The organism is Geodermatophilus sp. URMC 63 (genome assembly GCF_053502565.1).
Map to the genome: position 1 here is coordinate 3,479,224 of NZ_CP199956.1, position 20,401 is coordinate 3,499,624.

21 protein-coding genes and 1 pseudogene are annotated in these 20,401 nt (G+C 73.2%); 11 read left to right on the forward strand and 11 right to left on the reverse strand.

The annotated features are described in order from the left end of the window. Positions 1 to 585: 585 nt before the first annotated feature. The 5 genes from ACWIZO_RS17065 to ACWIZO_RS17085 all read left to right on the forward strand — a co-directional run bounded on the left by ACWIZO_RS17065 (position 586) and on the right by ACWIZO_RS17085 (position 5,807). Positions 586 to 1,677: a quaternary amine ABC transporter ATP-binding protein gene (locus ACWIZO_RS17065; protein WP_448638835.1), complete on the forward strand. Its 1,092-nt coding sequence runs from the start codon at positions 586 to 588 to the stop codon at positions 1,675 to 1,677. A gap of 2 nt (positions 1,678 to 1,679) precedes the next feature. Continuing rightward, complete coding sequence (locus tag ACWIZO_RS17070; RefSeq protein WP_448638836.1) at positions 1,680 to 3,782, forward strand: ABC transporter permease subunit; 2,103 nt, start codon at positions 1,680 to 1,682, stop codon at positions 3,780 to 3,782. Between the two features lie 5 nt (positions 3,783 to 3,787). Next, the gene (locus tag ACWIZO_RS17075) at positions 3,788 to 4,777 is read left to right on the forward strand and encodes a glycine betaine ABC transporter substrate-binding protein (protein WP_448638837.1); all 990 of its coding nucleotides are present in this window, start codon (positions 3,788 to 3,790) and stop codon (positions 4,775 to 4,777) included. Positions 4,778 to 4,900: 123 nt separating this feature from the next. After that, entirely contained in the window at positions 4,901 to 5,227 is a 327-nt protein-coding gene (locus tag ACWIZO_RS17080; RefSeq protein WP_448638838.1) for a DMT family transporter, read from the forward strand. Continuing rightward, on the forward strand, positions 5,220 to 5,807 hold the full coding sequence (locus tag ACWIZO_RS17085) for a TetR/AcrR family transcriptional regulator (RefSeq protein ID WP_448638839.1): 588 nt from the start codon (positions 5,220 to 5,222) through the stop codon (positions 5,805 to 5,807). The genes ACWIZO_RS17080 and ACWIZO_RS17085 overlap by 8 nt, the downstream gene beginning before the upstream one ends. A gap of 96 nt (positions 5,808 to 5,903) precedes the next feature. Here ACWIZO_RS17085 and ACWIZO_RS17090 read toward each other — a convergent pair whose 3' ends face one another. Beyond that, positions 5,904 to 6,362, reverse strand: coding sequence for a heavy metal-responsive transcriptional regulator (locus ACWIZO_RS17090; protein WP_448638840.1), 459 nt, complete (start codon positions 6,360 to 6,362; stop codon positions 5,904 to 5,906). A gap of 220 nt (positions 6,363 to 6,582) precedes the next feature. On the opposite strand from ACWIZO_RS17090, the gene ACWIZO_RS17095 reads away from it, so the two are divergent. The 5 genes from ACWIZO_RS17095 to ACWIZO_RS17115 all read left to right on the forward strand — a co-directional run bounded on the left by ACWIZO_RS17095 (position 6,583) and on the right by ACWIZO_RS17115 (position 11,006). Further along, positions 6,583 to 6,768, forward strand: coding sequence for a hypothetical protein (locus tag ACWIZO_RS17095; RefSeq protein WP_448638841.1), 186 nt, complete (start codon positions 6,583 to 6,585; stop codon positions 6,766 to 6,768). Between the two features lie 9 nt (positions 6,769 to 6,777). Further along, complete coding sequence (locus tag ACWIZO_RS17100; protein ID WP_448638842.1) at positions 6,778 to 7,191, forward strand: GlcG/HbpS family heme-binding protein; 414 nt, start codon at positions 6,778 to 6,780, stop codon at positions 7,189 to 7,191. Positions 7,192 to 7,319: 128 nt separating this feature from the next. Then, positions 7,320 to 9,053, forward strand: coding sequence for a S8 family peptidase (locus ACWIZO_RS17105; RefSeq protein WP_448638843.1), 1,734 nt, complete (start codon positions 7,320 to 7,322; stop codon positions 9,051 to 9,053). 121 nt (positions 9,054 to 9,174) lie between these two features. Further along, a complete protein-coding gene (locus tag ACWIZO_RS17110; protein WP_448638844.1) occupies positions 9,175 to 9,876 on the forward strand; it encodes a DUF4383 domain-containing protein in 702 nt (233 codons plus the stop codon). Positions 9,877 to 9,959: 83 nt separating this feature from the next. Next, a complete protein-coding gene (locus ACWIZO_RS17115; protein ID WP_448638845.1) occupies positions 9,960 to 11,006 on the forward strand; it encodes a S66 family peptidase in 1,047 nt (348 codons plus the stop codon). Between the two features lie 85 nt (positions 11,007 to 11,091). Here the strand turns inward: ACWIZO_RS17115 and ACWIZO_RS17120 are convergent, their stop codons facing one another. The 7 genes from ACWIZO_RS17120 to ACWIZO_RS17150 form a co-directional block, all read right to left on the reverse strand. Then, entirely contained in the window at positions 11,092 to 11,853 is a 762-nt protein-coding gene (locus ACWIZO_RS17120; RefSeq protein WP_448638846.1) for a methyltransferase domain-containing protein, read from the reverse strand. Then, entirely contained in the window at positions 11,850 to 12,419 is a 570-nt protein-coding gene (locus ACWIZO_RS17125; protein WP_448638847.1) for a hypothetical protein, read from the reverse strand. The genes ACWIZO_RS17120 and ACWIZO_RS17125 overlap by 4 nt, the downstream gene beginning before the upstream one ends. 602 nt (positions 12,420 to 13,021) lie before the next feature. Beyond that, complete coding sequence (locus ACWIZO_RS17130; protein WP_448638848.1) at positions 13,022 to 13,510, reverse strand: Gmad2 immunoglobulin-like domain-containing protein; 489 nt, start codon at positions 13,508 to 13,510, stop codon at positions 13,022 to 13,024. Between the two features lie 373 nt (positions 13,511 to 13,883). Next, positions 13,884 to 14,159: a type II toxin-antitoxin system RelE family toxin gene (locus tag ACWIZO_RS17135; protein ID WP_448638849.1), complete on the reverse strand. Its 276-nt coding sequence runs from the start codon at positions 14,157 to 14,159 to the stop codon at positions 13,884 to 13,886. Then, complete coding sequence (locus ACWIZO_RS17140) at positions 14,156 to 14,431, reverse strand: type II toxin-antitoxin system Phd/YefM family antitoxin (RefSeq protein WP_448638850.1); 276 nt, start codon at positions 14,429 to 14,431, stop codon at positions 14,156 to 14,158. The genes ACWIZO_RS17135 and ACWIZO_RS17140 overlap by 4 nt, the downstream gene beginning before the upstream one ends. A 168-nt stretch (positions 14,432 to 14,599) precedes the next feature. Continuing rightward, positions 14,600 to 15,364: a hypothetical protein gene (locus ACWIZO_RS17145; protein ID WP_448638851.1), complete on the reverse strand. Its 765-nt coding sequence runs from the start codon at positions 15,362 to 15,364 to the stop codon at positions 14,600 to 14,602. A gap of 424 nt (positions 15,365 to 15,788) precedes the next feature. Further along, complete coding sequence (locus tag ACWIZO_RS17150) at positions 15,789 to 16,157, reverse strand: hypothetical protein (protein WP_448638852.1); 369 nt, start codon at positions 16,155 to 16,157, stop codon at positions 15,789 to 15,791. A gap of 170 nt (positions 16,158 to 16,327) precedes the next feature. On the opposite strand from ACWIZO_RS17150, the pseudogene ACWIZO_RS17155 reads away from it, so the two are divergent. Then, positions 16,328 to 16,456, forward strand: a pseudogene (locus tag ACWIZO_RS17155) (IS481 family transposase); the annotation flags it as partial. A 48-nt stretch (positions 16,457 to 16,504) separates the two neighbouring features. On the opposite strand, the gene ACWIZO_RS17160 reads toward ACWIZO_RS17155, so the two are convergent. From ACWIZO_RS17160 to ACWIZO_RS17170, 3 genes are all read right to left on the reverse strand, one after another. Continuing rightward, the gene (locus tag ACWIZO_RS17160; RefSeq protein ID WP_448638853.1) at positions 16,505 to 17,578 is read right to left on the reverse strand and encodes a DNA polymerase domain-containing protein; all 1,074 of its coding nucleotides are present in this window, start codon (positions 17,576 to 17,578) and stop codon (positions 16,505 to 16,507) included. A gap of 25 nt (positions 17,579 to 17,603) precedes the next feature. Further along, positions 17,604 to 19,163 (reverse strand): alpha/beta hydrolase, encoded by a 1,560-nt coding sequence (locus tag ACWIZO_RS17165; protein WP_448638854.1) that lies wholly within the window; start codon positions 19,161 to 19,163, stop codon positions 17,604 to 17,606. A gap of 85 nt (positions 19,164 to 19,248) precedes the next feature. Then, complete coding sequence (locus tag ACWIZO_RS17170; RefSeq protein ID WP_448638855.1) at positions 19,249 to 20,316, reverse strand: ATP-dependent DNA ligase; 1,068 nt, start codon at positions 20,314 to 20,316, stop codon at positions 19,249 to 19,251. Between the last annotated feature and the right edge of the window lie 85 nt (positions 20,317 to 20,401).

Genomic DNA, 20,401 nt, shown 5'->3' on the forward strand with positions numbered 1-20,401 from the left:
GGGTGGACGGGCCGCCGTCGTGGCAGGGCTCCTGTCCCGCTGAGCGGGTGCGCGCGGGCAGTGCGCCGGGTCCGTCCCGCCGCTTCCCGTGCCGACGACGGTCGCGCGTCCGCAGGCCGGGGTCCACAGCTCGGACGGGGTTCCTTGCCCTGCGCAGGGATGCCCCATATCGTCCCGACACGGTTGATATACCAGCACGGGGGCCGGGGACGGGGAGGTACAGCCGTGATGCCCACCACGGACCTCGCAGCCCCTCCGCCGTCAGCGGTGACCGGCCGTCCGGTCGCCCTCCCCACCCGTCGCGGCGGTGGGCCCGTCGGCACGGGGGTCCCGGGTGCCGGCCTCGACCTCGTGCGCAGGTCTTCCGTCGCGTCCCGGCCGGCCGTACCTTGACGCGCAACTCGTGCGCATGACGCAACGGCACGGCAGAACTCATCCGATGGAGGCGGGCCGCCGGCGGCCCGCCGAGCACCAGCAAGGAGAGGCCATGGCCCGCCCCACAGCTCCCATCTCCCGGCCGGCCGCCGGGAGTGGCCGGTCCTCCCTCCCGACCCCGGCGCCGTGGTGCGCCGACGGGGTGCGGGCGTGAGCGCCGTGGTGGCTCCCGGGCCCGCGACGTCGGCGCCTCCGGCGGGGCCGGATCCGGCCCAGGCGGTCGTCTCGGTCCGGGACCTGTGGAAGGTCTTCGGCCCCAAGGCCGCGACCATCCCGGCCACCCCCGAGCTCGCCGCGCTGTCCCGCCGCGAGCTGGTGGAGCGGACCGGGTGCACGGCGGCGGTCCGCGACGTCGACTTCGACGTGGCCCCCGGCGAGGTCTTCGTCGTCATGGGGCTGTCGGGGTCGGGCAAGTCGACCCTGGTGCGGTGCCTCACCCGCCTGGTCGACCCGACCGCCGGTCAGGTCCTGTTCGAGGGCGAGGACATCCTGGCCTGCGACGAGAAGCGGCTGCGCGAGCTGCGCCGGCACAAGTTCTCCATGGTCTTCCAGCACTTCGGTCTGCTGCCGCACCGCTCCGTGCTCGACAACGTCGCCTACGGGCTGGAGATCGCGGGCGTGTCCAAGACCGAGCGCCGCCGGCGGGCCGGTGAGGTCACCGACCTGGTGGGTCTGTCCGGCTACGAGCACCACCACCCCGACCAGCTCTCGGGCGGCATGCAGCAGCGCGTCGGGCTGGCCCGGGCGCTGGCCGGTGACCCCGACGTCCTGTTCTTCGACGAGCCGTTCTCCGCACTCGACCCGCTCATCCGCCGCGACATGCAGGAGGAGATCGTCCGCCTGCACCACGAGGTCGGGAAGACGATGGTCTTCATCACCCACGACCTCTCCGAGGCGCTCAAGCTGGGTGACCGCATCCTGATCATGCGCGACGGCCGGCCCGTCCAGTGCGGCACCGGCGACGAGCTGGTCGGCGCGCCGGTCGACGACTACGTCCGCGACTTCGTGCGCGAGGTCCCGCGCTCGCACGTGCTCACGCTGCGCTGGATCATGCGCTCCGCGCGGCCCGAGGACCGGCTCGACGGCCCGGAGCTCGGTCCCGACGTGGTCGTGCGCGAGGCGGTCCGGACGGTGCTGTCGGCCGACCGGCCGGTGAAGGTGGTCCGCGGGGGCGAGCTGCTCGGCGTCGTCGACGACGCCGCGGTCCTCGCCGTCATCGCCGGTCCGGCAGAGGAGCGCTGACCGTGGCCGCCGTGGCGTCGACCCCGACGCTGCCCGCCGTCCGGCGGCCCGGTCGGATCTGGGTCGTCGTCGGCATCCTCGTGGCCTGGGTGGGACTGCACCTGCTGCTGCGCGGGCAGCAGACGCTCGCGCTCGCGCCGGCCGACCTCACCCCGCTGCACCGGGACATCACCGAGTTCTCCGACTCGGTGAGCGCCGGCCGCGACAGCAACCCGCTCTTCCTGTACGGGTTCGACCAGATCCGGGCGGCGATCGACGCCTTCGTCACGCTCATCCGCGACGTGATCGTCCAGCCGTCGTTCGGCCGCCCCGTGCCGGTGCTCGGCTGGCTCGGCGTCGTGGCCCTGGGGACGTTCCTCGCCGCGGTCGCCGGCTCGCTGCGGGCCGCGGTGCTCGTGGCGGTCGGCCTGGTGTTCATCGGCACCCAGGGCCTGTGGACCGAGGCCATGGACACGCTGGCCCTCACCATCGCCTCGGTCGTCATCTCGCTGCTCTTCGGCATCCCGCTCGGCGTCTGGGCGGGGATGTCCCGGCGCGTCGGCCGGGTCGTCACCCCGGTGCTGGACTTCATGCAGACGATGCCCTCCTTCGTCTACCTGGTCCCGCTCACCCTGTTCTTCCTCATCGGGCCGGCCTCGGCGACCATCGCCACCACGATCTACGCGGCGCCGCCGGTGATCCGGCTGACCGCGCACGCCGTCCGCAACGCGCCGGCCGGGGTCGTGGAGGCCGCCACCTCCCTCGGGGCCGACCGCTGGCAGACGCTGCGCACCGTCCGGCTGCCCCTGGCCCGGCGGCTGATCGTCACCGGCGTCAACCAGACGATCATGGCCGCGCTCTCGATGGCCACGGTCGCCGCGCTCATCAACGCGCCCGGCCTCGGCCAGACCGTCCTGCAGGCCCTCGAGACCCTCGACGTGGGCGTCGCGTTCAACGCCGGGCTGGCGATCGTCGTCCTGGCCATCCTGCTCGACCGCGCCACCACCGCGGTGAGCGTGCGGACCGACGCCACGCAGGCCGCGCGGCGTTCCGGCAACCGCACGGTGCGGCGCGCCGCCGTGGCCGGCGGGCTGCTCGCCACGGTCTTCGCGATCTGGCTCTCGCGCACCTACCTGTGGGCGGCGGAGTTCCCCGGTGGGTCCCCGGTCGGCCCGTGGATCGTCCGCACCGCCACCGACGTCAGCGACTGGCTGCAGACCAACCTGTCGGTGCTGACCCTCGGGCTCAAGGACGCCCTGACCGGCGGGCTGATCAACCCCCTGCAGTCGCTGCTCACCGACAGCCCGTGGTGGGTCGTGTTCGCCGCCCTCGCCGCCCTCGCCGCGGTCGTCGGCGGCCTGCGGGCGGTGGCCGCCGTGGTGGTCTGCCTGGGGCTGGTCATCGGCCTGGGCCTGTGGGGCGACGCCATGACGACCCTGGCCGCGACGCTGATCGCCACGGTGCTGACCATGGTGATCGCGGTCGTGCTCGGGGTCGCCATGGGCCGCAGCCGCCGGGCCGACGCCGCGGTCCGGCCGGTCCTCGACGCCGCCCAGACCATGCCGTCGTTCGTCTACCTCGTGCCGTTCCTGGCCCTGTTCGCCGCGAGCCGGTTCACCGCCATCGTCGCCGCGGTCGTCTACGCCGTCCCCGTGGCGACGAAGATCATCGCCGACGGCGTCCGTGCCGTGCCCGCGGAGACCGTGGAGGCCGCCACCGCGGCCGGCTCGACCCGCTGGCAGATCATCCGCAACGTGCAGCTGCCGATGAGCCGGCACGCCATCGCGCTGGCCACCAACCAGGGCCTGATCTACGTGCTGGCCATGGTCGTCGTCGGCGGACTGGTCGGCGCCGGTGCCCTCGGCTACGACGTGGTCGCCGGCTTCAGCCAGGCGCAGCTCTACGGCAAGGGGCTGGCGGCCGGCATGGCGATCGTGCTGCTCGGCATCATGCTCGACCGGGTCACCCAGGCCGCCGCCGCGCGCACTGGCGGCGCACGGACCCGCAGCCCGCGCGCGCCCGGGCGCCGCTCCTCCCGACCCGTCCAGAAGCGGACGCCCTCGACCCCGTCCCCGGCGGACGAGGACACCTCCGACCGCCCGCTGGCGGTCGCAACCGAAAGGTGACCAGCGTGTTCCTGTCTGCACGTCCCGAACGCGGCAGAGCCCTCTGCGTCGCCGCGATCGCCTCCGTCCTGTCCCTCGGGCTGGCCGGCTGCGGCGGCGCGACGATCGAGGACGAGTCCAGCGACGCGGCCTCCGGCGGGTCGGGGGGCGACTGCGGCACCGTGAACATCGCCGTCAACCCCTGGGTCGGGTACGAGGCGAACGCGGCGGTGATCGCGGAGGTCGCCGAGTCCGAGCTCGGGTGCACGGTGGAGCTGAAGGACCTCAAGGAGGAGGTGGCCTGGCAGGGCTTCGCCACCGGCGAGGTGGACGCCATCGTGGAGAACTGGGGTCACGAGGACCTCAAGGCGCGGTTCATCGACGACCAGCAGGTGGCGGTGGAGGCCGGGCCCACCGGCAACGTCGGGCAGATCGGCTGGTGGGTGCCGCCGTGGATGGTCGAGGAGTACCCCGACATCCTCGACTGGCAGAACCTGAACAGGTACGCGGACCTCTTCGAGACGTCGGAGTCCGGCGGCAAGGGCCAGCTGCTCGACGGCGACCCCTCCTTCGTCACCAACGACGCCGCCCTGGTGGAGAACCTGGGGCTGGACTACCAGGTGGTGTACGCCGGGTCCGAGGCCGCGCTGATCACCGCCTTCCGGCAGGCCGAGCAGAACCGGACGCCGCTGCTGGGCTACTTCTACTCGCCGCAGTGGTTCCTCTCCGAGGTCGACCTGCAGAAGGTGAACCTGCCCGAGTACACCGAGGGGTGCGACGCCGACCCCGAGGCCGTGGCCTGTGACTACCCGGAGTACCAGCTCGACAAGATCGTGCGGGCGGACTTCGCCGACGAGAACGGCCCGGCGTACCAGCTGATCGAGAACTTCAGTTGGACCAACGACGACCAGAACACCGTGGCGCGCTACATCACCGAGGACGGCATGTCCTCGGAGGAGGCCGCGAAGAAGTGGGTCGCGGAGAACCAGGACACCGTGCAGGAGTGGCTGCCCTGACCCCCGTCCCACACGGGTGAGGACGCCGCGTCCCCCGGCCGCCACGGCGGCCGGGGGACGCGGCGTCCTCCGGGGTTATTCTTGAGCGATCGCTCAGGTTTCTCGTTCCCCGTGGGAGGCGCCATGTGGCTCGGGCTCGCCGTCGCCATCCTCAGCGAGGTGACCGCGACACTGTGCCTGCGGGCCTCCGAGGGGCTGACCCGGCTCGTCCCCTCGCTGGTGGTGGTGCTGGGCTACGCGGTCGCCTTCTTCGCGTTGTCCCGCGCCCTGGTCGCGGGGATGTCGGTCGGCCACGCCTACGCGGTGTGGGCCGGCCTCGGTGTGGCGCTGATCGCCGCGTTCGGCACGGTGCTGTTCGGCGACCGCCTCACCCCCGTCCAGCTCGGTGGCCTCGTGCTCGTCGTGGTCGGCGTCGTGGCGATCGAGCTGGGGGGCGCCCGGCATGCCTGACCCCGCCGGCCGGGCGCAGCCGCCGGAGGAGCCGGACGGCCGCCGGCGTCGGGGGCAGGCGCAGCGCCGCCGGGTCCTCGACGGCGCGCTGGCGGTCATCGCCCGGAACGGGATCGGCGGGGTGAGCCAGCGGGCCGTCGCGGCTGCGGCCGGCGTCTCCGCCGCGTCCGTCCTGTACCACTTCACGTCCGTCGACCAGCTGCTCGCGGCCACGTTGCGGATGGTCAACGCCAGCTACCTGGAGCGCCTGCGGGAGGCCTGCTCCCCGGGCGCCGACGTGTTCGACGTGCTCGCCGGGCTCGTGGCGGAGAGCACCAGCACCTCGCGGGAGTTCGCCGTCGCCGAGGTCGAGCTGTACCTGCGCGCGATCCGGGACCCCGAGCTGCGCGGCGAGCTGCAGTCGTGGTGGGACGCCGTCGACGGTGCAGTGGCCCGCCAGGTGCCGGACCCGCACCGGCGGGCCGTGCTCGTCGCCGCGGTCGACGGTCTCTTCCTGCGCCAGCTGGCCGCCGAGCGCCCCCTGGACGAGGCGACCATCCGCGCGCTCCTCGCCTCGGTCGACGCCGGGGCGCCGAGCTGAGTGCGTCCTCCCGGTCCCGGGCCCGGGAGGACGCGCCGAGACGTCAGCAGCAGCAGCAGCAGCCGCAGTCGCAGCCGCAGTCGCCGTTCACACGCGTCACGTCGGGTCACCTCCCTCCTCCGGTGGGCACCACGTGCCGGGGCTCGGGGGAGGGCAGTCGGCCGCCGGGAGGGCGTCGGCTGCTGGGAGGGCGTCGGCCATCGCGGCCATCTGGACCCTCAGGGTGGTGAGCCGTCGGATCTCGACGTCGACCTCGGCCAGGCGGCGCCGGAGCAGCTGCCCGGCCGGCTCGCACGGGCACCGACCCGTGTCGCGGACGGCGAGCAGGTCACGGACGTCGGCCAGGCGCAGGCCCAGCCGCTGGGCTCCGCGGATGAAGCGCAGCCGGTCGAGGGCCTCGGTGCCGTAGCTGCGGTAGCCGGAGGACGTCCTGGCCGGTGGCGGCAGCAGTCCCGCGCGCTCGTACCAGCGGACGGTGTCCGCGCTCACGCCCGCGGCCCCGGCCAGCTCGGAGACCCGGAGCCCTCGGGGGGTCGGGGTGGTGACGGCCGTCATGGCGGCGACCGTAGGCCCTGGAGTGCACTCCCAGGTCAAGGGCGCTGCCGCCCCTCCCGCACCGGGTGGCCCCGAGGCTGCTCCCGCCCGACGCGGTCCCGCTGCTACGGATGCGCGGGTGTGGCGCGTGTCATACCGTTCCAGCCCTGCACCGTTCATCACGGCTGAGACGAGGCCTGGTCACGTGCGCCGGTCTCCTGAGTGACCCCAGGCGGTGCGGGTGCCCGTCGTCCCGATGGAGATGCTGCAGCGCGCCCTGGCCGATCGGCACGGCGTGGCGGCGTTCGACGTCCTCGACGACCTGACGATCGGGGCCGTGCCGGCCGCGGCGACCGAGGAGGACGCCCCGGACGTCCTGCAGACCTCGGGGCAGATCTCCGACCGCTCGGCCGTCCGGGTCTTCTGAGGAGGCGTCGTGGCTCGCACCATCACCCTCGCCCAGGCCGAGGCGATCATCGAGGCCTGCGAGGCCGAGGCGACCTCGGTCGGGCAGCCGATGAACATCGCCGTGGTCGACGACGGCGGCAACCTGGTCGCGTTCGCCGCCATGGACGACACCAAGCTGATCGGGGAGAGCATCTCGCAGCGCAAGGCACTGACCGCGGTCCTGTTCCAGATGGACACCCGCGACCTCGTGCCGCTCGTCCAACCGGGAGGGCCGCTCTACGGCATCGAGTCCACCAGTGAGGGCAGGCTCGTCGTCTTCGGTGGCGGGGTGCTGCTGCGCACGTCCGACGGTCAGGTGGCCGGCGGCGTCGGGGTCAGCGCGGGGTCCGTCGACGAGGACCACCAGGTCGCCGAGGCGGGGCGCGCGGCGTTCACCGGCTGACCCGGCGGGAGGCGCTGGACCGGCCCCTCTCGACACCGTGGGTACTGACCCGGTGTACTCCTGGTGCGGGTCGCGGCCGTGCCCAGGCCGCCGGTGCCACCCAGGGCTCGCCCCGGGAAGGACGCGTCATGTGGTCGCAGCGGTTCGGTCGGCGCGGTGTGCTCGGGACACTCGGGGTCCTCGCCGTCGCGGCCACGACGGTGGTCGCGACAGCGACGGCCGCCGCCGGGGACGTCGACGTCGACGTCGCCCAGCAGGGGACGGGCACCGCCGACGCGGAGTACGTCGTCTCCTTCACCGGCACCGCGGAGGCGGCGGCGGCCGCGATCGAGGCCGCCGGCGGCACCGTCGAGAGCGTCACCGCGCAGGTCGGCATGGCGTTGGTCTCCTCCGGTGACGCCGCCTTCCTCGAGGAGGTGCGGGCGCAGGACGGGATCGGCGGGGCGGCGCGGAACCACGCCGTCGGCACCGTGCGTCCGGGCATGCCGCACCGCTTCGCCGAGGAACGGCCGCCGGCCGCGCAACGCGGGACCGGCGGGCCCGCCCACCCGGACCACCCGGGAGGCCCCGACGCCGAGCCGCTGGCCGGTCTCCAGTGGGACATGGAGATGATCGGCGCGACCCCCGACGGCGCGCACCGCGTCGCGACGGGGAAGGGCGTCGACGTCGGGATCATCGACACCGGGATCGACGCGACCCATCCCGACCTCGCCCCGAACGTCGACGTCGCCCGGTCGCGGAACTTCACGACCGACATCCCGGAGATCGACGGCCCGTGCGAGGTGGCGAGCTGCGTCGACCCGGCGGACGTGGACGACAACGGGCACGGCACGCACGTGGCCGGCACCGTCGCTGCCGCCGACAACGGCTTCGGGATCGGGGGCGTGGCCCCGGAGGCCACCCTGGTCAACCTGCGCGCCGGCCAGGACTCGGGCTTCTTCTTCCTGTACGAGACGGTCGCGGCGCTCGTGTACGCGGGCGACGCCGGGCTCGACGTCGTCAACACGAGCTTCTACACCGACCCGTGGCTGTACAACTGCTCCTCCCGGGAGGAGTACCTCGAGGGCACCGTGACCGACGAGGAGCTCGCCCAGCAGCGGCTGGTCCGTGAGCTGGTGCTCGACGCGGTCGCCTACGCCTACCAGCGGGGGGTCACGCTGGTCAGCTCTGCGGGCAACGAGCACCAGGACCTGGCGGCCCCGACGCGTGTCGACGAGACGAGCCCCGACTACCCGCCGGACACGGCCCGGCCGCGGACGGTCGCGAACACCTGCCTGGTCCTGCCCGCCGAGGCACCCCAGGTCATCACGGTGTCGGCGGTCGGCCCCTCGACCACCAAGGCGGACTACTCCGACTACGGGCTCGGGGACGTCGAGATCGCCGCCCCCGGCGGCTGGTTCCGCGACTTCGTCGGGACGCCGCAGTACCAGGTGCCGGGCAACCTGGTCCTGTCGTCCTACCCGCTGGACGTCGCCGTCGCCGAGGGTCTGGCCGACGAGGACGGCCACCCGGTCGACGAGTTCTCCGTGGAGTACTGCGACGCGCAGGGCGTCTGCGGCTTCTACACCTACCTGCAGGGCACCTCGATGGCCGCGCCGCACGTCGCGGGCGTGGCGGCGCTGGTCATCGAGGAGCTGGGTCGCCCCACACCCCACGGGGGACGCGCCCTGGACCCGGAGACGGTCGCCCGCGTGCTGGCCGCGTCGGCGCAGGACCACGCCTGTCCTGCCGGCGGTGTGGAGGTCTACACCGACGAGGAGCGGCCGCCGGACTGGAACGCCGCCTGCGAGGGCACGACCGACGTCAACGGTCTCTACGGCGAGGGGATCGTCGACGCGGAGGCGGCCGTGCTGGTCCGGTGACCGCCGGCCGGGAAGGCCGCCGCCCCGGCCGGTCGAGCGGTCCAGAAAGGCCGGCGCGAACCGCATCCGGTTGGCCGACGGGCGCGCAGAATGGGACCACCTCCTCCCCCGGGAGCCGACCATGGCACTGCGACTCCACCTCCCTCACCCGACGACGCGCTCCGCTCCTGCGCGGGAACGGCGCAGCCTCGGCGCCCGCGTGTTCGTCGTGCAGCGCACCGGTGCCGTCCTCGTGGCACTGTTCCTGCTCGTCTTCGGCCTGCTCGGCTTCGCCGGCGGCCTGGACTTCTTCTCCACCGAGGGTGAGCGCATCCTCGGCATGTCCTCCAACGGCCTGCTGTCCCTCATCTCGGTGGTCGTCGCGCTCGTGCTGCTCGGCGCGGCCGCGCGCGGACCCCGAGTGGCCTCCACCGTCATGATCGTCGTCGGCTCACTGTTCCTGCTCTCCGCGCTGGGCAACCTGGCCGTCCTGCGCACGAGCCTCAACATCCTGGCCTTCGAGTTCAGCAACGTCGCGTTCTCCGTCGTCGTCGGCCTGCTGCTGCTCATGCTCGGCGCCTACGGCCGGATCAGCGGGCACCTGCCCGAGGACAGTCCCTACGCCCACCCGCACGCGTTCGCGGACACGGACGAGGACGACGGGTTCCCCTCGACGCCGGCGGAGTTCGCCGCCGAGCGGGCGATGCGCGAGGCCGAGGTCGCCGTCGTCCAGCACGTGGCGTCCTTCGACCAGCGCCGCCGGGTGGCCGCGATGGCCCAGGTGACCAGCAGGGCCGACCGTCGGCGGGTGTGGATGTCCTTCGACGAGGACGCGCGGCGCTGAGGGCCGGGTCGCACCGCCGCTGAGCGGCCGGGACGGCCGGCGACCCCAGCGGCCCGCCCGGGCTCCCGGACGTGGAGAGGACCGTGGCCACCTGCCTGACCTACCCACCCAAGCCCCGGCCGGGGGATCGGGTGGCGGTGCTGTCGCCGTCGTCGGCGCTGCCCGCGGTCTTCCCGCAGCCGTTCGAGCTCGGCCTGCGCCGGTTGCGGGCGGAGTTCGGCCTGGAACCGGTGGAGTTCCCGACCACCCGCGTGCTCGGGGCGTCCCCGCGGCAGCGGGCGGAGGACCTGCACGCCGCCTTCAGCGATCCCGGGATCGCCGCGGTGCTCATCAGCATCGGCGGGGACGACCAGCTGAAGGTGTTGCGCCACCTCGACCCGCAGCTGGTGGCCGCGCACCCCAAGCCGGTGCTCGGCTACAGCGACGCGACCAACCTGCTGCACTACCTCTGGCGACTGGGGATCGTCGGGTACCACGGTGGTGCGGTCATGGTCCAGTGGGGCCGGCCGGGGGCGATGCACCCGCTGACCCGGGAGTCGCTGCGCCGGGCGCTGTTCGAGCCGGGGGAGTGGGTGCTGCCGCAGCCGGACGCCTTCACGGACGCGGACCAGGACTGGGCCGAGCCGGCCGCGCTGGCGAGCGCGCCCGTGCTGGAGCCCGCCCCGGCCTGGTCCTGGCACGGCCCGCCACGGCGGGTCAGCGGCCCGGGCTGGGGAGGCTCCCTGGAGATCGTCGACGTCCAGCTGCGCACCGGCCGCTGGATGCGACCGGACGAGGAGTACGCCGGCGCGGTGCTGCTGCTGGAGACCTCCGAGGAGCTGCCCTCGGCGACCTTCGTGGCCCGGGTGCTGATGTGTCTGGGCGAACGGGGGCTGCTCGGCCGGTTCGCCGCCGTGCTGGTCGGCCGGGCGAAGGCCCGCTTCCTCGGGACGCCGCACCCTCCCGAGCAGCGGCAGGCCTACCGGGAGGAGCAGCACCGGGCCGTGCTGGCGGCGCTGTCCGAGTACGCGCCGGACGCGGTCATGGTCCTCGACGTGGACTTCGGCCACACGGACCCCCAGCTCGTCCTCCCACACGGCGGCGAGATCACCGTCGACGGCCGGGCCCGGACCATCACCGTCCGGTACTGACGCCCCGCCACGCACGGACCTGCTGGAGTCAGGACCGCCTGCCGCGACCGGGGACGAGCAGGCGGCCTCGGGCGCCGTGCCTGCGCTACCGGCGCCGCGCGATGAGCACGACGAGGTCGATGGTCGCCAGCAGTGTCGCGCGCCGGCCGGCTGTCCGGAGGCTGCGGTGCCACTGCTGCAGGTCCTCGGGACCGAGTGATCCGTTGTCGACGGCGAGTCGCTCGGCGAGGTCGAGGTGCGCGATCTGACGGACCACCGTCGGGTCGCCACTGGTCAGCGGGTGGACGGTGACGGACAGGATCTCCAGCGGCAGGTCGGCGGCGTGGCGGAGCAGGTCCCGGCCTGCCGTGGGATGGCGCGCCACCTGACCCAGCAGGGCCGCGACGATGCGACGCTCGATCTCGACGGGCCCGCAGCCGATCGACAGCGAGGCCCAGTCGGTGTCGACGAGCACCAGGCGTCCACCGACCCGGGTCACCCTGCTCATCTCGCCGATGACGCCGGCCGGATCGGCCACGTGCTGCAGCAGGCGCTCCGCACGGACGGCGTCGAAGCTGGCAGAGGAGAACGGCAGGGCGTGCGCGTCGGCCCGGACGAAGCGCGGACGTGGATCGTCGCCGCCCTGGGCTGCGGCGAGCAGGTCGGCATCGTGGTCGACCCCGATCACCTGGCGGCCCCTCCCGGCCAGCTCCCACGCATCCAGGCCGGGCCCGCACCCCAGGTCGAGGACCCGCGCCGCTGAGCCGAGGTCGAGTGCCTCATGGCTCCTGGCCTTCAGCTCCGCGACCGCGACAGCGGCCTGGCGCAGGTACTCCGCACCGACCCGCATGCCGGCCCTGTCCGTCACCTCTCCTCCCGGTGGACCGGTGATGGGTCCCCGATCCGGCGTCCGGCCCGGCGGCGCGCACGGTGCAGCGTCATGCGGACCAGCACCGGCCACGGTGAGCCGTTCTGCTTGAGGAAGACCCAGCCATCGCGCTCCTGCCCGTCGACGGTCACCGGACCGCGGTAGAGGAGCTCGGCGTGCACCGTGCGGTAGAGCCGGTGGAGGCCGCTCTGTTCGGTGCCGAAGAGCACCAGCTCGGCGCCGCTGGCCCGGATCCGCCGGAGGAGGGCGCCCCAGAACAACGCGGACAGCACGCCACCCCGGTGTCCGGCCCCGAGCCAGACGCAGGTGACGTCCACGAGGCTGTGCCCCGCCAGCCGGCTGGCGAGTTCCTCCCGCTCCGGCCCCGGCAGCCGCTGCAGGGTGCGCAGGGGCGCCGCTGCCGACAGAACGCCTCCGCCCACCAGCCGTCCCCACACGACCATGCCCAGGACCTCCGAGCGGCGCAGGTGCGGCTCGGGTACCCGGTATCCCGAAGCCCGCTCGTACTCCTCGGCGAACACGCGCAGGGCGTCGTCCTCGCGCAACGCCGTGACGCGCGGCAGCCGACCGAGGTACCGGACCAGCCTGCCCGCGCGGGCAGGGTCGGGACTCGGACGGGCGGATGGAGCTGGAGGGGAGATGCCCTTTCCCGGCCACTCCTGGCGGAGCGGCGCGCCTACCGCACTCATCGGCCACCTCGCACCAGGACGGTGAACGGTCACGGGTTCGTGCCGCTCCCGTATGAGCGCGCGCCGGCCGAGGAGATACCTGCACAGGTCCTCGCACGAGATGTCCGCGTGGAGGTGACGTCCCGGGCCGTGGGGACCGGCGACGGTCAGGTCCATCGCGGCCAGGAGCACCAGCACGCAGGTGTGCTGCAGCTCCTCCGGATCCGTCCGAGGAGCGCACCGCCTCCGCAGACGCCTGGCGCGGCTGCGCTGGCTCCGCATCGGCACGCCGGTGTGCAGCAGCCGCAGCACGACGTCGTCGCGGCGCCCGGGGATGGAGACAGGCTCGTCGGGTGGCTGGGGATCTCGATGCCGTCGGTGGGCGCCTTCTCCAGTCCTCCTCCAGCGAACAGCCAGCGGCGCCACCGGCGCACGCCACGCAGCGGGTGCCGACGGTGGAGGGCTCGGCGGTCTCGCCGTCAGAGCAGCGGGACGCGCAGGACCTGGCCCGGGCGGATGAGGTTCGGGTCGGTGAGGACGTCCCTGTTCGCCTCGAAGACGTCGCCGGCCCGGGTGTTCTGCCCCTCGTTCCGTGCGATGGCGCTGAGGGTGTCACCCCGCTGGACCTCGTAGAGCTTCCAGCCCTGCAGTCCGGAGAAGAGGGTCACGCGGATCTCGTTCAGGTCCGGACCGGGCGGATGCTGCCCCGACGGGTCGTCCCCGAAGACCTGCAGGGTGACGTGCGCCCCGCGGGCAGACACGGCCGGGTCCAGCGAGACGTCGTGCCCGAAGTCGTCCAGCACGCCCATCGAGCCGGCGCCGTCGATCCTCCCCTCGCCGAGCACGTCCTGCCCGACCAGTCGCCACAGCACCGTCGCCTCGAAGCCGGTACCGAACCCGGCGATGGTGAAGGTCCGACCGATCACGTCGTGCTCGGCCGGTTGTCGGACCTCGATGAGACGGACCACCCCACACCTCCTGTGCCCTGCCGACGGCGGCATGGTCCCGCCGGTGGCGTCACCCGAGCGTCACGGCCCGCCTGGTCGTGAGTCCGGCCGGGTCGGTGGCGGAGCGACCTCCATCAGGCGGACACCTCGGGTGCCGGGAGGACGTCGCCAGGTCCTCGAGCCGGATCGCCGTCCGGGGGGTCCTCGGGCGAGCGAGCGCCGCGCCAGCCCTCCGGAGCGGTCAGATCACCCGTCAGCGCTGGTGGGGCGCCTGGCGCGGCCGGGCTGCACCAGAAAGCGCTGTTCACAGCGGCGGAACCGCAGGTCGGCGTCGAGCGGAAGTGGGTGGCTCGTCGGGCGGGTCGTCGCGTCCTGACCGGCACGGAGGTACCGGTCAGCCGTAGACGTCGGCGCGGTGCGAGATGCGCACGACCCTGACGAGGACCTCGTCGTCGTGGATCGAGTAGACGACGCGGTACTGGCCTCGGCGAGCGGACCAGTAGCCCTCGAGTTCGAAGCGGAGCGGCTTCCCGACGCGGTACGGGTCCATAGCCAGCGGCCCGTAGAGGAAGTCGACGACCGCGACGGCCACCCGCTCGGGGAGGTCGCGCTCGATGGCCCGCTCGGCCGCTGCCGAGAGGACGACGGTGTACCGAGGAGGGCCGGTCACCGCCGGCGGGCCGCGAGTGCGGCCCGCACCTCGACCTCGCCGTAGACCTCGCCGGCGGCCATCGCTTCCTCGGCCTGCTTGATGTCCGAGCGCGCTCGGGGATCGGAGAGGATCTCCAGGGTCTCCATCAGGGACTCGTAGTCCTCGACGGCGAGGATGACCGCGACCGGGCTGCCGTTCCTGGTGACGGTGACGCGCTCGTGCGTGCCGGCGACCTCGTCGATCACCTGGCTGAAGTGCGCCTTGACCGCCGCCAGCGACTGGGTCGTCATGACCACGATCCTGGTCAACGACCCCTCTGTGGTCAAGCAGCCCGGTCGGGACCGTCCCTCGTGCTCTTCGTCAGGAGGACGGCCGCTGCGACGATCCCGTCAGTCAGGGGTGGCCGCGGGCTCGCGGGGGCGAGACGGCTGAACCCGCCGAACGGCTGACGTGCCGACTCAGGACTCGGGTTCGCCCTGCTGGACCTCGCGTTCGGGGATCTCGTCGACGGCCACCGGCACGCTCCCCGCGGGCCCGAAGACCCTAGTGGCGGCCGTGATCGTGCCCTTGAGGACGTACTGCATGTAGTTCGCAGCGGCCATGGGCCCCAGGCCGAAGGGCAGCAGTCCGGCCAGGAGTGGCGGACCGACGGCCAGCGCCCATGCCCGGAGGATCTCCGACTGCGAGGCGGCGATCTCCTGTCGCTCCGTCTTCGTCAGGGCCGCCAGGGCGTCGTAGGCGGCGGTGGTGCCCACCAGCGAAGCGTGGCGTCCCAGGATGGCGTCGGGACGGATCCTCCCGGTCTTGTCGAGCTTGACTGCTCCCTCCGTGAGGACCACCAGGACGGCAGTGCGGGTCAGCTCGGGGTCGGTGAGGTCTCTGTCGAACAGCAGTCCGACCTTGATCGCCGCGCTCACCGCCTCCTTCAGGACCTCCCTCAGGGCGACCGGAACCGCGGCAGCGGAGATGGCCGTGCCCACGCCCGGGAGAATCGACGGCAGCGAGAAGGAGACGGCTCGAGCGGCCCTCATCCGGTTTCCACGCGTCACCTGGTCGACCAGGTTCGCTGGCGCTACCAGCGGCTTGCCCGCACGGACCTTGTCGACGACCTTCTGTGCATCCTCCAGGGAGGGCTGCAGGGTCCGGTTGATCAACGCCATCGCACGGTCGACGGTCGCTTCGAGGTCGAACTCCGGCTTCGGGAGGTTGAATCCGCCGGTCACGTGGGTCTCCTGTCCGTGGGCGACTCATGCAGGATGGCAGCTGGCCACCCGTGACGCAGACCCGGACGGTCCCGCTGCACGGCTGGGCGCGTGGCCTGTCGTCGTCAGGAGAGTTGCCGCTTGAGGCATGCCCGTCGACCTACAGGTGGGCGCGGGTTCGTCTCGTGTCAGCCCGACAGCCTGTCCGCCCGGACACGCACGGTGGCCAGTTGCGGCCTGTCGGCCATGTGATCGAGCTGGGTCACCCAGCCATCGAGGGGTGGAGTCGGCGCGGGGACGCCCGGCTCCACGGCTCGTGCGGCGCCGGCTACTGAGTCCACCTCTGCCTCAGTGCCCGGTTCGAGGTGCCGATCGTGACGCTGCGGTCTTCGAGCAACTGACACGGCGTTGGCCGTCGTCTGCTGATCTGTTGGGCCGGGGGTGGTCAGCCGGCGGCCAGCCGGCTGACGTGCGCGCGCTCCTCGTCCCGGACCACGCTCGGCTCCTCTCCGACCAGCCGCCAGGTCGTGGTGGCGCCGTCCGGCCCGTGTGCGCTGCCGCCGAGCAGCGCCGCGCGGATCAGCTCCCGCACGCGGGCCTCGTCGGCCGGAGGTGCGGCGAAGAGGACGCGCAACCGCACGCGGTCCCCGTGCCGCTCGGCCGAGGTGTGGTGCGGAGCGAGGGGACAGGGGCCGTCGTGCGACCAGCCGCCGCACAGTGCGACGGTGATGGCTCCGCCAGGGGCGCGCTCGTCGCCGTCGGTCCCCATCGTGATGATCGCGTCGTAGGCGAACGCAGCGCGACCTGTGGTCACGTCGCCGAGCCTGTCGCCCCTGCGGCATGGCGTCCAGCTGTCCTGACCACGGACGTTGTCGACAGTCGGCGTGGTGGCTTGGTCACGAAGGAGCCCTCCAGAAGGAGTGGCGGTGCTTGACGTCGCCGTTTCCAACCGGAGGTCTCCGATGCTGGCCGGCTGGCATCCGCGCCGAGATCCACGACGACGAGACCGCCGCCACCGCCGTCGGCGTGCTGCGCCGCGCGGTGGCCTGGTTCGCCGCCCGCGAGATCACCATCGAGCGGGTGCTCAGCGACAACGGCTCGGCCCACCGATCACCCGCTTGACCAACCTGTCCGAGCAGTACAGCTGGACCATCTCGAGTTTCATGATGGAGCATCTTCGCTGGTAAGAGCCTTGGCGCGGCTGGGTTGCACCCTCATGGGCTCGCCGGGCATCTTCGGGTAGTCCGGCGGATAGGGGAGGTCGCCCAGCCCGTCGTCCTTCGCCTGGCGCTCGGCGAGCTCCAGCAGCGGCTCGATGGAGAAGGCGTGCCCGGCCATCCCAGCGTGCTTGTCACCGACCGCCCTGAAGCGGGCCGGCATGGTCAGCACGTCGAAGTCGGTGGGGACGACGTCGGGCAGCTCGTCCCAGTCCAGCGGCGCGCTGACCGGGGCGTGCGGCTTGGGCCGGATGGAGTACGCCGAGGCGATCGTGCGGTCCCGGGCCATCTGGTTGTAGTCGATGAAGATCTTCTCGCCGCGCTCCTCCTTCCACCACGACATCGTCACGCGGTCGGGCAGCCGCCGTTCCAGCTCGCGGCCGAAGGCGATCACCGCCCGGCGCACCTCGGGGAACGTCCACCGCGGCTGGATCGGGACGTACACGTGCACGCCCCGCCCGCCGGAGGTCTTGGGCCAGCCCTCCATGCCGAGCTCGTGCAGCAGCTCGCGCACGTGCGGGGCGACCCAGACGGCGTCGGAGAAGTCGGTGCCCGGCTGCGGGTCGAGGTCGATGCGGATCTGGTCGGGCTGCTCGACGTCGGTCTTCGACACCGGCCACGGGTGGAAGGTCAGCGTCCCCAGGTTGGCGCACCAGGCGACGACCGCGACCGAGTCCGGCGCGATCTCGTCCGCCGTCCGCCCGCTGGGGAAGGTGATGTGCGCGGTCGGCACCCACTCGGGGGCGTTCTTCGGGACCCGCTTCTGGTAGAAGGCGTCGCCGGTGTTGTCCGTGCGGGTCGAGAGCCGGGCGCCCTCGAACACCCCGCCAGGCCACCGCTCGAGCGTCGTCGGCCGGTCCCGCAGCGCGAACAGGATCCCCTCGCCGACGGCGACGAAGTACTCGACGACGTCGATCTTGCGGATCCCGCGCTCGCCGAAGTACGGCTTCTCCGGCGAGGAGACCCGCACCTCGCGCCCGTCGACCGACAGGACGACGGCGTCCTTGCTGCTGGCCATCAGCGGCTCCGTCCGGGACGGCGGCTCAGGCGGCCGGGCACGTCAGTCCGTCCTGGGGCGCGACGAGGTCGATGAGGTAGGCGTTCACCGCGTCGGTGACGCAGGGCGTCTTCGGGTAGGAGGTGTGCCCCTGTCCCTGCCAGGTGAGCAGCACGCCGGACTCGAGGTCCTCGGCCAGGTCGACCGCGCCGGGCAGTGGCGTCACCGGGTCCCCGGAGTTGCCGACGACGACGATCGGCGCGCTGCCCCCGGCGTCCCGCTCGGGCAGCGGCGTGCGCGGGGCGTCCCAGGTCGAGCAGGTGTACAGGCCCGCGGCCGCGCCGGCGCCGAAGAGCGGGCTGCGCTGCGACCACTCCTGGGCCAGCTGCAGCACCCGGTCCTCGTCGTAGGTCTCGTCCTCGGGGGTGTCGGCGCAGCTGATCGCCGTGTTGGCGTCGAGGAGGTTGGTGTAGCTGCCGTCGTCGAGCCGACCCGAGAAGCTGTCGGCCAGGGAGAAGACGCCGGCCGCGTCGCCGGTGCGGGCGGCCGCCAGTGCCTGCGACAGCTGCGGCCACGTCGCGGGGTCGTACATGCCGGCCAGGACGGCGGTCGTGATCACGCCCGGCGTCGCGGTGCGGGTCTCACCGGGGGCGCTGCTGGCGACGGGGGCCGTCGCGGCCGCGGCGAGCAGGTCGTCGAGGAAGCGGCGCGGGTCGTCGCCGAGCGGGCAGCCCGAGACCAGGCCGGTGCAGTCGGCCGCGAACGCGTCGAAGCTGGCCTCCAGCGCGGTGGAGGAGGCCTCGGCCTGCTGCTGCTGGTCCGTGTCGGGGTCGACGGCCCCGTCGAGCACCATGGCGCGCACCCGGTCCGGGTAGAGCTCGGCGTAGGTGGAGCCGAGCGTGGTGCCGTAGGAGTAGCCGAGGTAGGTCAGCTGCTCGTCGCCGAGCGCCTGGCGCAGCAGGTCCACGTCACGGGCGGTGTCGACCGTGTCGAACGTGCCCAGCGCCTCCCCGTACTCCTCGGTGCAGGCGTCGGCGGTCTCGTCGTAGAGCGCGACGACCTGGTCCATCTGCTCGCGGGTGGTCGGGCGCGGCTCGGCGGCGATCGACCGGTCCTTGAGCTCGGCGGGGATGCACTCGACCGGCGTCGACAGGCCGACGCCACGCGGGTCGAACCCGACCAGGTCGAAGCGGCGCAGCACGTCCTCGGGCAGGGTCAGCGCCATGCTCAGCGCGGCATCGGCACCGGAGGCGCCGGGGCCGCCCGGGTTGACCAGCAGCGAGCCGATCCGGTCGGTCTGTCCGGCGATCTTGGCGCGGACGAGGAACAGCGGCAGCGTCGCGCCGCCGGGCTCGTCGTGGTCGATCGGCACCTCGGTGCGGCCGCACTCGAAGGCCAGGTCGCGCTCGCTGCCGGGGGTGCCGGCGATGATCTCGCTGATCCGCGCGTCACAGTCGGTCCAGGTGATCGGCGCGGCCTCGGGCTCGGCGTCCGCCGTCGTCGTGGCCGACGAGTCCGGGGGCTGTCCCGACTCGGAGGAGGTGCAGCCGGTGACCGCCAGGAGCAGTCCGGTCGAGGCGGCCAGCAGGCCGCGGCGCAGACGCACGGTCACGAGGGTAGGAGGCGCGCCGGACCGGCCCCGGTGCAGGGACCGGCGGCGGGCTCGAGGGTGACGCAGGGCGCGGGGGCGGTCAACCGTCGAACACCTCGGCCAGGTCGTAGCGCACCGGGATCTCGAGCTGGTCGTAGGTGCAGCTGCGCGGCTCGCGGTCGGGCCGCCACCGCAGGAACTGGCCGGTGTGCCGCAGCCGCCGTCCCTCCAGCTGGTCGTACTTGACCTCCACCACGAGCTCGGGCCGCAGCGGCACCCAGGAGAGGTCCTTCTTGGCGTTCCACCGGCTCTGCGCGCCCGGCATCCGGTGCTCGCCGTCGGCCTGCACCTCGGCGTTCGCCCAGTGCTGCCAGGGGTGCCCGTCGAGCGCGTCGGCACGGTAGGGGGCCAGCTCCTCGACCAGCTCGGCCCGGCGGGCCATCGGGAACGACGCCGCGACGCCGATGTGCTGCAGGCCGCCCTCGTCGTAGAGCCCCAGCAGCAGCGAGCCCACGATCGGCCCGCTCTTGTGCCAGCGGAAGCCGGCCACCACGCAGTCGGCCGTGCGCACGTGCTTGACCTTGGTCATCAGCCGCTGGTCGGGGCCGTAGGGCAGGTCGGGTGCCTTGGCGACGACGCCGTCGAGCCCGGCGCCCTCGAACTCCTCGAACCAGCGCTGCGCGGTCGCGACGTCCCGGGTGACGGCGGTGACGTGCACCCGTTCGGTGGACCGCACCGCATCGTGCAGCCGGGCCTGCCGCTGCGCGAAGGGCGTCTCCAGCAGCGACTCCTCACCCAGCGCCAGCAGGTCGAAGGCGACGAAGTGGGCCGGCGTCTGCTCGGCGAGGAGGTCGACCCGCGACTGCGCGGGGTGGATGCGCTGCAGCAGCGACTCGAAGTGCAGCCGGTCGCCCTGCGGCACGACGATCTCGCCGTCGACCACGCACCGCTCGGGCAGCGCCTCCTTGACCGCGGCCACGACCTCGGGGAAGTAGCGGGTCAGCGGCCGCTCGTTGCGGCTGCCGAGCTCCACCTCGTCGCCGTCGCGGAAGACGATGCAGCGGAAGCCGTCCCACTTCGGCTCGTAGAACAGGCCCTCTCCGGTGGGGAGCTTCGTCGTGGCCTTGGCCAGCATCGGCTTCACCGGCGGCAGCAGGGGCAGGTCCATGCCGGTCAGTCAAGCAGCGGGCCCCGACGGCGCACACCGCGCCGTCGTCCGAACGGGTGGCGCCGGCACGCGCTCGTCCCCGGCC

Bases quoted from the DNA above. Each gene is read 5' to 3' on its own strand.
- ACWIZO_RS17085 (WP_448638839.1), top strand. From the start codon at position 5,220: ATGCCTGACCCCGCCGGCCGGGCGCAGCCGCCGGAGGAGCCGGACGGC.
- ACWIZO_RS17170 (WP_448638855.1), bottom strand. From the start codon at position 20,316: ATGGACCTGCCCCTGCTGCCGCCGGTGAAGCCGATGCTGGCCAAGGCC.
- ACWIZO_RS17090 (WP_448638840.1), bottom strand. From the start codon at position 6,362: ATGACGGCCGTCACCACCCCGACCCCCCGAGGGCTCCGGGTCTCCGAG.
- ACWIZO_RS17105 (WP_448638843.1), top strand. From the start codon at position 7,320: ATGTGGTCGCAGCGGTTCGGTCGGCGCGGTGTGCTCGGGACACTCGGG.
- ACWIZO_RS17140 (WP_448638850.1), bottom strand. From the start codon at position 14,431: ATGACGACCCAGTCGCTGGCGGCGGTCAAGGCGCACTTCAGCCAGGTG.
- ACWIZO_RS17080 (WP_448638838.1), top strand. From the start codon at position 4,901: ATGTGGCTCGGGCTCGCCGTCGCCATCCTCAGCGAGGTGACCGCGACA.
- ACWIZO_RS17110 (WP_448638844.1), top strand. From the start codon at position 9,175: ATGGCACTGCGACTCCACCTCCCTCACCCGACGACGCGCTCCGCTCCT.
- ACWIZO_RS17160 (WP_448638853.1), bottom strand. From the start codon at position 17,578: ATGGCCAGCAGCAAGGACGCCGTCGTCCTGTCGGTCGACGGGCGCGAG.